Raw genomic sequence first — 13,140 nt, 5'->3', positions numbered from 1 at the left:
CCCGCCAGCTGATGGCGCTAATGGGCTGAAAGGCCTTTTTTCGTCTGTTGCCCGCACAAAAAACAAACGCCCCGAACAAGTCGGGGCGTTTGTTGGGCTGGCCTTCAGTGTGTTTTCACACAGTCTGTGTAGGGTGCTTTTTTTCGAATCTGACACCTGAGCTTATTGGCCCTGCTGATTCTGCGACAAGATCAACTTGCCTTCTTTATCCACAGGAATCTGGTTGCCCGGATCACGATCCATGCGCACTTTGCCTTCCTTGCCATCCAGGGAATACCGCACGTCGTAACCTACGACCTTGTCACTGATGTCATTGACCGTATTACAACGGGTCTGGGTCGTGGTGTAGGTGTCACGCTCTTGCATGCCCTCCTGAACCTTGTTGCCGGCGTAACCGCCACCGACAGCGCCCGCAACCGTGGCGATCTTCTTGCCGGTGCCGCCGCCGATCTGGTTACCCAGCAGACCGCCTGCCAATGCACCAACTACCGTACCGGCGATCTGATGTTGATCTTTCACCGGCGCCTGCCGGGTGACTGTTACATCCTTGCATACTTCACGTGGAGTCTTGATTTGCGTCTTGACCGGCTCAACAGCTAGAACCTGAGCAAACTCAGGACCGCTTTTTTTAACCAGGCTGTAGGTGGCCAAAGCACCTCCGGCAGTTACACCGACAGCACCCAGTACCGCACCAACCAGCATCGACTTGTTCACATGAACCTCCTGACCATCAAATGCGGAACCTGTCCGCGCTTCTCCCAGCCTTGGAGCACAAAAAAAGGCGCGAGTTCAACTCGCGCCTTTTGGGGCTGATACCGGGAAAGCGATGGCCGTTATGGACGGTCGTCGATTTCCTTCTCGGTAGCGGCCGGAGGAATCAAGTCCTCGGAGTTCAGGTTCAGCCAGATCAGCACCACGTTCGCGATGTAGATCGACGAGTAAGTACCCGCCAGAACACCAATGAACAGGGCGATGGAGAAGCCGAACAGGTTGTCACCACCGAAGAACAGCAGTGCCGAGATCGCCAGCAAGGTGGAGATCGAGGTCGCCATGGTCCGCAGCAGGGTTTGCGTGGTCGAGATGTTGATGTTCTCGATCAGGCTGGCCTTGCGCAGCACCCGGAAGTTCTCACGAACCCGGTCGAATACCACGATAGTGTCGTTGAGCGAGTAACCGATAATCGCCAGAACCGCCGCCAGCACCGTCAGATCGAAGGTGACCTGGAAGAACGACAGGATACCGATGGTCACGATCACGTCGTGGATCAAGGACACGATCGCACCCACCGCAAACTTCCACTGAAAGCGGAAAGCCAGGTAGATCAGGATGCCGCCCAGCGCCATCAGCATGCCGAGGCCGCCCTGGTCGCGCAGTTCTTCACCCACCTGCGGGCCGACGAACTCGACGCGCTTGACGTTGGCCGGGTTGTCGCCGCCGACTTTCTGCAGCGCTTCAGCCACCTGATGACCCAGTTGCGGGTCTTCGCCAGGCATACGCACCAGAAGATCGGTCGTTGCACCGAAGTTCTGCACGATGGCTTCGTGATAACCGGCTGTTGCCAGCTGTTCACGCACCTTGGTGACGTCGGCCGGACGCTCGTAGGTCAGCTCGATGAGCGTACCGCCGGTGAAGTCCAGGCCCCAGTTCATGCCCTTGTGGAATACGCTGAAAATGGCCAGCGCACTGAGGAACAATGTGACGCCGAACGCAAAGTTGCGAACGCCCATGAAGTTGATTGTACGTAACATGGCAGCCCCTTAAATCCACAACTTCTTGAAGTCACGACCGCCGAAGATCAGGTTGACCATCGCGCGGGTCACCATGATGGCCGTGAACATCGAGGTAAAGATCCCGAGGGACATGGTCACTGCGAAGCCCTTGACCGGGCCGGTGCCCATGGCAAAGAGAATCCCGCCGACCAACAGTGTTGTCAGGTTGGCGTCGAGAATCGCGGTAAATGCCCGGCCGAAGCCTTCGTTGATTGCCCGTTGCACGGTCATGCCGGCCGCGATCTCTTCACGAATCCGCGAGAAGATCAGTACGTTGGCGTCGACCGCCATACCCATGGTCAGCACGATACCGGCGATACCCGGCAGGGTCAGCGTTGCACCCAGCAGCGACATCAGGGCCAGCAGCAGCACCATGTTCACCCCCAGCGCGACGGTGGCGATGATGCCGAAGAAGCGGTAGATGGCGATGATGAACAGCGAAACGAACAGCATGCCCCACAGCGATGCATCGATACCCTTGGTGATGTTGTCCGCACCCAGGCTTGGGCCAATGGTGCGCTCTTCAGCAAAGTACATCGGTGCAGCCAGGCCACCGGCACGCAGCAGCAGCGCCAGTTCGGACGACTCGCCCTGGCCGTTCAGGCCAGTGATACGGAACTGGGCACCCAGCGGCGACTGGATGGTCGCCAGGCTGATGATCTTCTTCTCTTCCTTGAACGTCTGGACCGGCACGTCTTTCTCGACGCCGTCGACCACTTGCTTGACGTAGGTGGTCACCGGACGCTGCTCAATGAAGATCACCGCCATGCTGCGACCCACGTTCGAACGGGTCGCACGGCTCATCAGCTCGCCGCCATGACCGTCCAGACGGATGTTCACTTCCGGCGTACCGTGCTCGCCGAAGCCAGCCTTGGCGTCGGTCACCTGGTCACCGGTGATGATCAGGCCACGCTCGATCTGCGCTGGAGGACGCTTGCCTTCACGGAACTCGAAGGTTTCAGAAGTGGCTTTCGAAGCACCAGGCTCTGCCGCCAGACGGAACTCCAGGTTGGCCGTCTTGCCAAGGATACGCTTGGCTTCTGCGGTGTCCTGCACGCCCGGCAGCTCAACCACGATGCGGTTGGCGCCCTGACGCTGGACGATCGGTTCGGCAACACCCAGCTCGTTGACGCGGTTACGTACCGTGGTCAAGTTCTGCTTGATGGAGTATTCGCGGATTTCCGCCAGCTTGGCCGGGGTCATCGCCAGACGCAGCACCGGTTGACCATTGAGGTCGGCCGGAACAATGTCGAAATCGTTGAAGTTCTTGCGTACCAGTGCACGGGCCTGTTCGCGGGTCGCTTCATCGGAGAAGCCCAGCTGAATGGCACCGCCCAGTTGCGGCAGGCTGCGATAGCGCAGTTTCTCTTTACGCAACAGGCTCTTGACGTCGCCTTCGTAGACTTTCAGGCGGGCATCGAGGGCTTTGTCCATGTCCACTTCCAGCAGGAAGTGCACACCACCGGACAAGTCCAGACCCAGCTTCATCGGGTGCGCGCCGAGGCTGCGCAGCCATTGCGGGGTGGTCTGTGCCAGGTTCAGTGCAACGACGTAGTCATCACCCAACGCCTTGCGCACAACATCCTTGGCAGGCAACTGGTCTTCCGCCTTCACCAGGCGAATCAGACCGCCCTTGCCATTGGCGGCCAGCGACGCGGCCTTGACGTTGATCCCGGACTCCTTGAGCGCTGTGCTCACACGGTCCAGATCAGCCTGATTGACCTGCAGGGCCGTGCTCGCGCCGCTGATTTGAATCGCCGGGTCATCAGGATACAGATTGGGAGCGGAATAAATCAGACCGACCGCCAGCACCGCCAGGATCAGAATGTATTTCCACAGAGGGTATTTGTTCAGCATCACGCCGCCCGCTTATGACGCGGGGCGCCTTGCGCGCCCCGTCGATTGAGTAGAAGTTGAAACTTAGATCGCTTTCAGCGTGCCTTTTGGCAGCGTGGCGGCGATGGCGCCTTTCTGGAACTTCATTTCGACGGTGTCGGAAACTTCCAGAACGACGAAATCGTCAGCTACTTTGGTGATCTTGCCGGCGATACCACCGGTGGTCACAACTTCGTCGCCTTTCTGCAGGCTGCTCAGCAGGTTCTTCTGCTCTTTGGCGCGCTTGGCCTGTGGACGCCAGATCATCAGGTAGAAGATGACCAGGAAACCGACCAGGAAAATCCACTCGAAACCGCCACCCATTGGGCCGGCAGCGGCCGGTGCAGCAGCGTCAGCCATGGCATTAGAGATAAAAAAGCTCATTTAGCACTCCAGTTGCAAATGTTGAATCTTGGGGTCAGAAAACTCAGTCCAAAGGCGGAACAGGTAACCCGCGTTTGGCGTAGAAGGCATCGACAAAGGCGGCCAATGTACCCTGTTGAATAGCCTCACGCAAACCAGCCATAAGCACTTGATAATGGCGCAAGTTATGGATGGTATTGAGCATGCTCCCCAGCATTTCGCCGCACTTGTCCAGGTGATGCAGATAAGCGCGGGAGAAGTTCTGGCAGGTGTAGCAATCGCAGGTCGGATCGAGCGGCGAATCATCATGGCGATGGAACGCGTTACGGATCTTCAGCACGCCGGTGTCAATGAACAGATGCCCATTGCGGGCATTACGGGTTGGCATCACGCAATCGAACATGTCCACACCGCGGCGCACACCCTCAACCAGATCTTCCGGTTTGCCAACGCCCATAAGGTAACGAGGTTTGTCAGCCGGCATCATGCCCGGCAGATAATCCAGCACCTTGATCATTTCATGCTTGGGCTCGCCCACCGACAGGCCGCCGATGGCCAGGCCGTCGAAGCCGATCTTGTCCAGGCCCTCCAGGGAGCGCATGCGCAGGTCCTGGTGCATGCCGCCCTGAACGATACCGAACAACGCCGCGGTGTTGTCGCCATGGGCTTCTTTCGAACGCTTGGCCCAACGCAGGGACAACTCCATGGACACGCGGGCGACGTCTTCGTCGGCCGGGTACGGCGTGCATTCGTCGAAAATCATCACGATGTCCGAGCCCAGGTCACGCTGGACCTGCATCGACTCTTCCGGACCCATGAACACCTTGGCGCCGTCGACCGGGGAGGCGAAGGTCACGCCCTCCTCCTTGATCTTGCGCATCGCGCCCAGGCTGAACACCTGGAAACCGCCGGAGTCGGTCAGGATCGGGCCTTTCCACTGCATGAAATCGTGCAGGTCGCCGTGCTTCTTGATCACTTCCGTACCAGGGCGCAGCCACAGGTGGAAGGTGTTGCCCAGAATGATTTCGGCGCCGATCGCCTCGATATCCCGTGGCAGCATGCCCTTGACCGTGCCGTACGTGCCCACCGGCATGAAGGCCGGGGTCTCGACGGTACCGCGCGGGAAGGTCAAACGACCGCGACGAGCCTTGCCATCGGTGGCCAGCAACTCGAAAGACATACGACAGGTGCGACTCATACTGTTTCCTCTGGGCCCGATTCTTTAGGGGCAGTCGGCGCAGGATTACGCGTGATGAACATCGCATCACCGTAGCTGAAAAAGCGGTACCCGTTATCGACGGCTGCCTTGTAGGCCGCCATGGTTTCGGGATAACCGGCGAACGCCGAAACCAGCATCAACAGCGTGGATTCAGGCAAATGGAAATTGGTGACCAGGGCGTCGACCACATGAAACGGCCGCCCAGGGTAGATAAAGATATCGGTGTCGCCGCTGAACGGCTTGAGCACGCCATCGCGCGCGGCGCTTTCCAGGGAACGCACACTGGTGGTCCCCACCGCCACCACGCGCCCACCGCGAGCCCGGCAAGCGGCGACCGCATCCACCACGTCCTGGCCGACTTCCAGCCATTCGCTGTGCATGTGGTGGTCTTCGATCTTGTCGACACGCACCGGCTGGAAGGTGCCGGCGCCGACGTGCAAGGTCACGAACGCGGTCTCGACGCCCTTGGCGGCAATCGCCTCCAGCAACGGCTGATCGAAATGCAGCCCCGCCGTCGGCGCCGCCACCGCGCCCAGGCGCTCGGCGTACACCGTCTGATAGCGCTCGCGGTCGGCGCCTTCATCCGGGCGGTCTATATAAGGAGGCAGCGGCATGTGCCCGACACGGTCGAGCAGCGGCAACACTTCTTCGGCAAACCCCAGCTCGAACAACGCATCGTGACGCGCCAGCATCTCGGCCTCGCCACCGCCATCGATCAGGATCTTCGACCCCGGCTTGGGCGACTTGCTGGAGCGCACATGGGCCAGCACGCGGTGACTGTCGAGCACCCGCTCCACCAGGATTTCCAGCTTGCCGCCGGAAGCCTTCTGGCCAAACAGCCGCGCCGGAATCACCCGGGTATTGTTGAACACCATCAAGTCGCCGGGGCGCAAATGCTCCAGCAAATCAGTGAATTGACGGTGTGCCAGGGCGCCGCTGACCCCATCCAGGGTCAACAGGCGACTATTGCGACGCTCGGCCAAAGGATGGCGGGCGATCAGCGAATCAGGGAGCTCGAAGGTAAAGTCAGCAACGCGCATGATGGGGTGTCGTCTAGCAGGGCCGGGAAGTCTAGCGGAATTATCAAAAATTCTCCATGTACCTGATTGACCGACGGTTATCACCTCTCTATACTTCGCCGCCATTGAGCCCTGATGGCGGAATTGGTAGACGCGGCGGATTCAAAATCCGTTTTCGAAAGGAGTGGGAGTTCGAGTCTCCCTCGGGGCACCATTTGATGTACATAGACGTCCAAGGACGTCTACGCAACACCCCTAGAGCCCGCTAACTGCGGGCTTTTTGGTCTTTGGGGTTCCATCCCCGTCCCTTGCCAGCCAGGCTCTTTTTGGTACATTTTCTGTACATATTCCAGTTCGAGAACCGGAGGTGTACAGCCATGCCCCTCACTGCCTTGCAAATCAAAGCCTCCAAGCCGGCCGACAAGCAATACACGTTGGGTGATAGTTCGGGTCTTGCCCTGCTGGTGAAACCCAACGGCAGCAAGTACTGGCACTTCCGGTACACCTATCAGGGCCGACCGGCGCGCATGTCACTGGGCGTGTATCCGCATATCTCTTTGCAAGAAGCCCGCGAACGGGCTGCCGAATGCCGCAAGCTGCTCAAGGACGATATCAATCCTGGAGCCAAGCGACGGGATGACAAGCAGCAGCAACGGGAGGCTGGGCTTAATACCTTCCGGCGGGCTACGGAGTACTGGTATCAGTTCAAGGCTGACTCTGGTCGCAGCCCTGCGACGCTGAAAAAGATTCGCGACTACCTAGATAAGGATCTGCTGCCGGCGCTTGGTGAGAAGCAGTTGGAGGACATCACTCGGGCCGACTGCGCGAAGCTACAGGCCAGCATCGAAAAACGTGGCGCGTTCAACGTGGCAGACAAGGCCCGGACCTGGCTCAAGCAGATTTTCAGCCAGGCGATTGCGCGGGGGTTATGCGAACACAATCCGGCTTCAGAACTTCATGCCATCGCGTTGGCGCCGCCTCCCCCTGAGCACTATCCGCATTTGCGTGAAAGCGAGCTGCCGGATTTTCTTCAGGCGCTGAGTAAGACCACCAGCCGGTTACCGTCAAGGATTGCTTCGTGGATGGCAATACTGACGGCGAGCCGACCCGGCATGGTTCGGTATGCGACGTGGGATGAAATCGACTTTGAAGAAGGGACGTGGACCATACCGGCTGAACGCATGAAGATGCGCCGAGACTATGTCAGTCCCCTACCCCATCAACTGATCGCGATGCTGATCAAGCTACACCAATGCACTGGGCGCAGCCGCTACTTGTTTCCGGGGAGTGGTGAGAAACGCCCCGTCATCAGCGAGAACACGATCAATCTGGTGTTTGCCAAGATTGGCTATAAAGCGCGGATGGTGAGCCATGGCGTTCGCCACACCGCGAGCACGCTACTGCGCGAACATGGGTGGCTGAAGGATCATGTTGAAAGTCAACTGGCGCATGTCGAGGGTGGCATTGCTGGGGAGTACAACCAGGCGCTGTACCTGACGCAACGGCGGATCATGATGCAGTGGTATGCCGATTATCTCGATGCGCTCAGGGTTGGGCTTACGGCGAGCCTGCGGGATCAGTTTGATACGCGGGTTAATCAGTTTCTGTCGCGCAAGTCTTCGGAGCTTCTCGGGGTCAACGCGGTCGGTGGCGGCATCAGCGCCTTGGAAGATGAGCGTGGCGCATTCCAGCGCTAACACGCCAGTGAAATCTCCACAGCTTTGCCTTCCACGCGGGCCCTTCCAAACAGGGCTGCAAAGCCGCCCTGTTTGGAAGGGCCTCACTTGAAAAATCTAAAAACCAGCGTAACCGTCCTCTAGAAACCACGGATTTCCATAGACGGCTTATGCCATTCGCAGCCGCAGAATTCTCGAAAAAACGAGCCTTGACCCTGTCTATCGTCGAGCGTAGTAAAGATCGTGCAAGTGCTGTCGTTGACAGCAACCCAGGTAGCCCGAACCTTTAAGGCTACGCCACACCGTGGTGGTTCTCCCAAAGTGCGATTTGCGTCCGGCGGCTCGCACGGTCACAGCGATGTGATGGATGCCTACTTTTACTAGTGTGCCCACTGCGGCAACTCATACCCCTTCATATCTGCCCTGCAGCAACTTATCCGCGTGGCCATTTCATTGCGCCAACCTGCGCCCGTCTCTTTCTCCCGGAAAGAGACGGGCGCTCCTACCACTGCTGCAGCCCACCTCGTACCAGGTTTTGCGGCATTCCCCCTCGTGACAATCGGCGCGACAAACACCGATGTCACCAGCAACAGCGATGCCGATGATGGTGCCGCAGCCCACGGAATGGACTGCACCTGACTGACAGTCAGGTATGCCCCGGTCGTCGCTTCACTGCCTTCACCTGACTCAGGATCTCGCGGCGCTGGTCTCGTCAGCCAATGCAGCCTCCACCCGCCCACTTCCTCGGAAGTGTTCAGGAGGCCAGATCATGAGATGCCCAAGCTCCCGGCCGTAAGGAGCCGCCAGTCCCGCGTTAGTGGACAACCCTCATAGGTCGCAGGGGCCTTGATCCCTGATAACACTCAACATTCTTGGCGGGATGACGTGGGGGAAGGTTTTAAGAGTTTGGCTTCGAGAGGAATGTGATCATGGCGTTGGTCGGTAGACGGGATGGGCGCAATTTTGGCTATGGTCGGCAGCTGAGCTATGCCGGGCCGCAAGCGCTAAAAGATCTGTTTGGCGGCGGGCATTACGGCACCGTTAAAGCGCACAGCGATCGTTGGCAGGCGTTCGTGCGCTGGTGTCGGTCGGAGGATGGCCCGGGATTTAATGACGCTCGGCAGATTGATCGGCAGACCTTGCTGGATTACGCGAAGCATCTGCGTCACCTGGTTGAGCGCAGCGATCTCGCCATCGCTACCGCACAAAATCGACTGTCCAGCGTCAACCGAACCATGGCTGCGCTTCGCGGTGATCAATATGTGAAAGTGCCAAGTCCAAGCAAGGCTTTGGGAGCGCAGCGCATCACCGTGCGCACGACAAACCCTCAAGGCCAAGATCACGAGCAAGTGATACGCACAGTCGATGCGCTCCGCGAACAGCATCCGCGTGCCGCCGCCATCGCACAATTGGCACGTGCCACTGGCATGCGTCTGCGCGAAGCGATTCTGGCCGACCTACCGCGACTCAAGCGCGAAGCCGAACACTACGACAAGATCAACATCCAGGACGGCACCAAAGGTGGCCGCGGCGGAGCAACCGCGCCTCGTTGGATCACGGTGGATGACCATATTCGCGCAGCGCTCAGGTACGCGGAACAGGTCTCACCCGACGGTAGCCGCAACCTGCTGGCACCAAACGAGAGCTACCTCGATTTCCAACGGGAAATCGTCCGCCCCGCCCGAGATATCCTCCATACGCACAACCTCCAAGGCTTCCACGAACTGCGCACGGCCTATGCGTGCGAACGCTATGAGCAGATCACCCATCACCTGGCGCCCATCAACGGTGGCAGGTGCAGGCGCCTCGATCCACGCCTTGATCGAGAGGCACGCTTACAAATCAGCTATGAGCTGGGACATGGTCGAATCGACGTGGTATCGGCGTATATCGGTGGTCGGGCATGAATAAACCATTCGATATGGAGATCTTCTTGGCTGGGGTGCTGACTGGGGCACATGCCACACGCGAACGTCACATCCGCCAGGCCAAGACTATTCAAGCAGCCATTTCTGAACGCTGGAACCGAGAAAATCCATGGACATGGCAAAGAAAACATCTCGTTTGGTTTTTGAACCACCACATGAACTCAAACTCGAAATCGACGCGCTACTACTACCTACTGACCACAAACTTGATCACTCTGCGCCGAGGAAAACCCTGGAATTTTCCACGCTAGCCGAATGCCAGCAACTTCGCGTTCTGTATCCCTCACCGGCAGATTGAGCCAGCCAACGATTTGATTGGGATTAGGGCGGACCTCTTGAGCTCCTGAACCAAACCTCTGTTGTTTGATAACCTCTATGTTTTACTGGTGGTCTGAGGGTTGTAGCTCGAGGCTACAGGCTTCACTTGAGACGTAGAGGCTGAAGGCGGTGATAGACACTAGTCTGGTGGCGCAGTTAAGGGCTGAGAATGCAAGATTGGTTGCCTTGCTGGATGCTCATGGCATCGATTGGCGCCCGCCTGCTGAGCCGGTCAAGATTGCGATTGTCCAAACACAACAATCACAGCAGCTCGATACTGAAGGGAAGCTTGCCCTATTCCGAGGCTTATTTCGCGGTAGAACGGACGTCTACCCCATCCGCTGGGAAAGCAAGACAGGCAAATCAGGATACGCACCCGCTTGCGCAAACGAATGGAGACCAGGCGTTTGTGAGAAGCCCCGAATCAAATGTGGTGACTGCGGTAACCGTCAGTTACTTCCACTGATCGATGAGGTGATCTATCGCCATCTAGCAGGTGAAGTGGTTATCGGTATCTACCCCCTGCTTCCTGATGACACCTGTTATTTTTTGGCTGTCGACTTCGATGAAGCCGAATGGCGTGATGATTCCAAAGCTTTTGTGCAGTCATGCCATGAGCTGAACGTCCCGGTGGCGCTCGAAATATCGCGCTCAGGCCAAGGGGCTCATGGCTGGATTTTCTTTGAGCGTAATGTTCCTGCCTGCGATGCGCGCCGCCTCGGTGCCGCAATCATCAGTCATGCCTGTGAGCGCACCCGCCAGTTGGCGCTCAGCTCCTATGATCGACTGTTTCCAAACCAGGACTATATGCCCAAAGGCGGCTTTGGAAATCTCATCGCGCTCCCTTTGCAAAAGCGCGCTAGGGCCCAAAACAACAGCATTTTTGTAGACGACTCGCTTGAGCCTCATCCTGATCAATGGGCCTTCCTGGCATCGATTCAGCGCATGAGTCCAGAAGATATCCAGCCCGTTATTATCCAGGCGATGGGTAATCGAGACCCTCTAGGGGTCGCCTATGTCGATGACGAAGGTGATGCAGAACCTTGGAAAGATCGTGAATCGAGATCACGTAAATTGACATGCCCGTTGCCTGCTGCTGTCAACATCACGCTGGCCAACTTAATTTACTTTGAAAAGTCGGGATTGCCACAGCCATTGGCAAACCAGCTTGTCCGGCTCGCTGCTTTTCAAAATCCTGAGTTCTACAAAGCTCAGGCCATGCGCATGTCAGTGTGGAACAAGCCAAGGATTATCGGCTGTGCCCAGAACTTCCCCAAACATATTGCGTTACCGCGTGGCTGTTTGGATGCTGCGCTGGAGCTTTTAGTGGAAAACGGGGTTACCCCTATTCTTAAAGACGAACGCTTCGCGGGCGACCCCATCGACGTGAGTTTTCTCGGGACCCTGCGTTCTGACCAAGAGGCTGCTGTCAGCGCAATGCTAAGTCATGACACCGGTATTCTCTGCGCACCGACTGCTTTCGGTAAAACTGTCAGTGCTGCTGCGTTGATTGCCGCACGTGGCATTAACACGTTGGTGCTTGTGCATCGGACGGAACTGTTAAGGCAGTGGCAAGAGCGCTTGCAGGTGTTCTTGGGAGTCGGGAATGGTGTCGTTGGAACTCTTGGAGGCGGAAAAGCGAAGCTTACCGGCATCATCGACATTGCCGTAATGCAGTCTTTATCGCGAAAAGGCGAGATCAGCGATCAGGTAAAAAACTACGGCCAGATCATCGTTGATGAGTGTCATCACCTATCAGCAGTGTCATTCGAGGCACTACTGAGGAGCGCGACCGCGCGGTACGTGCTGGGACTCACGGCAACCCCAGTGCGCCGAGATGGGCAGCAGCCTATTATTTTCATGCAGTGCGGACCGATCCGACATTCTGCTGCTCGGCCAGCGAATGCGCCTCATGACCTATCTGTCGTGCCTCGATTGCTGTCCAAACCAATAGTGGTCCCCGACGGCTTTGGGATTCAGGACGTTTTTCGGCATCTAGCCGACGACTCTGAGCGGACAGCCAAAATCGTCTCGGAGATTGAGCTGGCGTACAGCGAGGGTAGAAAAATTCTAGTGCTAACGGAGCGGACGGAACATGTGGATGCCCTTGAATTAGAATTGAAGCAGCGTGTGCATAACCTTTTCACGCTTCATGGGCGAGTGCCTAAGAAACAGCGCCTTTCCCGTATGCATGAGCTTGAGTCCCTTCCCCCTGATGCTCCACGGGTGCTGTTGGCAACAGGAAAACTAGTAGGTGAAGGCTTCGATCACCCGCCGTTGGACACGCTGGTGCTGGCAATGCCCATCTCATGGAAGGGAATCCTTCAGCAATATGCGGGGCGGTTGCATCGATCGCATGCCGATAAGGCCGACGTGCGAGTGATCGACTTCGTTGACGAGGGAAATGTCGCGCTGCTGAGAATGTGGAATAAGCGCCAGGCGGGTTACAAAGCGATGGGCTACCGCATGGCTGACTCCATGGCCACCATGGACCTACTCTAACGTGGTTGACGGTTCAGAGTGTGTTGGAGATTTCTGCACCGATGACTCTATGCCCTGGGATGAACAACGCTCAGAGAAAAACCATAGCGCAGCGCCAGACTCACTTGGATTTCTTTTGCATGAACTCCAGATCGACAATGATTGATCCAACAGCAGAGATCGTTCGGAATGTCCACGAAACCAGATGCAATTCAATCTCCGTAGCAGTCTCAGGTTGCTTTTTCGAGGACAAACAAAACCCCTACCTGTATGCGCAGATAGGGGTTTCGGAATTTAATCTTGACGATGACCTACTCTCACATGGGGAAACCCCACACTACCATCGGCGATGCATCGTTTCACTGCTGAGTTCGGGATGGGATCAGGTGGTTCCAATGCTCTATGGTCGTCAAGAAATTCGGGTACCGAACCGTCTTTCGACGCTTCAGCAAATTGGGTATGCGATAGTTTGTGTGTTTGTGCGAACTTTCG

Annotated in this window: 10 protein-coding genes, 1 tRNA gene and 1 rRNA gene; 5 read left to right on the top strand and 7 right to left on the bottom strand. The window is 57.3% G+C overall.

What is annotated here, in order from left to right:
* Positions 1 to 162: 162 nt before the first annotated feature.
* The 6 genes from F7R06_RS30415 to queA form a co-directional block, all read right to left on the bottom strand.
* Entirely contained in the window at positions 163 to 714 is a 552-nt protein-coding gene (locus tag F7R06_RS30415) for a glycine zipper 2TM domain-containing protein (protein WP_090316491.1), read from the bottom strand.
* Positions 715 to 833: 119 nt separating this feature from the next.
* Complete coding sequence (gene secF, locus F7R06_RS30410; protein ID WP_090316488.1) at positions 834 to 1,748, bottom strand: protein translocase subunit SecF; 915 nt, start codon at positions 1,746 to 1,748, stop codon at positions 834 to 836.
* Between the two features lie 9 nt (positions 1,749 to 1,757).
* Positions 1,758 to 3,626 carry a protein translocase subunit SecD gene (gene secD, locus F7R06_RS30405; protein ID WP_090316484.1) on the bottom strand — a complete coding sequence of 623 codons (1,869 nt, stop codon included), beginning with the start codon at positions 3,624 to 3,626 and terminating at the stop codon, positions 1,758 to 1,760.
* Between the two features lie 63 nt (positions 3,627 to 3,689).
* Positions 3,690 to 4,028, bottom strand: a complete 339-nt coding sequence (gene yajC, locus F7R06_RS30400; RefSeq protein ID WP_007916913.1) for a preprotein translocase subunit YajC — start codon at positions 4,026 to 4,028, stop codon at positions 3,690 to 3,692.
* 43 nt (positions 4,029 to 4,071) lie between these two features.
* Positions 4,072 to 5,187, bottom strand: a complete 1,116-nt coding sequence (gene tgt, locus F7R06_RS30395; RefSeq protein ID WP_162493924.1) for a tRNA guanosine(34) transglycosylase Tgt — start codon at positions 5,185 to 5,187, stop codon at positions 4,072 to 4,074.
* Between the two features lie 14 nt (positions 5,188 to 5,201).
* The gene (gene queA / locus F7R06_RS30390) at positions 5,202 to 6,266 is read right to left on the bottom strand and encodes a tRNA preQ1(34) S-adenosylmethionine ribosyltransferase-isomerase QueA (RefSeq protein ID WP_090316477.1); all 1,065 of its coding nucleotides are present in this window, start codon (positions 6,264 to 6,266) and stop codon (positions 5,202 to 5,204) included.
* Positions 6,267 to 6,374: 108 nt separating this feature from the next.
* Here queA and F7R06_RS30385 point away from each other — a divergent pair.
* The 5 genes from F7R06_RS30385 (at position 6,375) to F7R06_RS30360 (ending at position 12,669) form a co-directional block, all read left to right on the top strand.
* A tRNA-Leu gene (locus tag F7R06_RS30385) sits at positions 6,375 to 6,459 on the top strand.
* Between the two features lie 163 nt (positions 6,460 to 6,622).
* Entirely contained in the window at positions 6,623 to 7,942 is a 1,320-nt protein-coding gene (locus F7R06_RS30380; protein WP_090316474.1) for a tyrosine-type recombinase/integrase, read from the top strand.
* A gap of 908 nt (positions 7,943 to 8,850) precedes the next feature.
* Entirely contained in the window at positions 8,851 to 9,828 is a 978-nt protein-coding gene (locus tag F7R06_RS30370) for an integrase domain-containing protein (protein WP_090316471.1), read from the top strand.
* Positions 9,825 to 10,100: a hypothetical protein gene (locus F7R06_RS30365; RefSeq protein WP_090316468.1), complete on the top strand. Its 276-nt coding sequence runs from the start codon at positions 9,825 to 9,827 to the stop codon at positions 10,098 to 10,100. Before F7R06_RS30370 ends, F7R06_RS30365 begins: the two co-directional genes overlap by 4 nt.
* A gap of 196 nt (positions 10,101 to 10,296) precedes the next feature.
* Positions 10,297 to 12,669, top strand: coding sequence for a TOTE conflict system archaeo-eukaryotic primase domain-containing protein (locus F7R06_RS30360; RefSeq protein ID WP_090316466.1), 2,373 nt, complete (start codon positions 10,297 to 10,299; stop codon positions 12,667 to 12,669).
* A 277-nt stretch (positions 12,670 to 12,946) separates the two neighbouring features.
* Here the strand turns inward: F7R06_RS30360 and rrf are convergent.
* A 5S ribosomal RNA gene (rrf, locus tag F7R06_RS30350) occupies positions 12,947 to 13,062 on the bottom strand.
* Positions 13,063 to 13,140: the final 78 nt, after the last annotated feature.

Source organism: Pseudomonas moorei, from assembly GCF_008801475.1.
Lineage (GTDB): Bacteria > Pseudomonadota > Gammaproteobacteria > Pseudomonadales > Pseudomonadaceae > Aquipseudomonas > Aquipseudomonas moorei.
The sequence above is the reverse complement of the archived record's forward strand: the minus strand, read 5'-3'. Positions and strand labels throughout refer to the sequence as shown.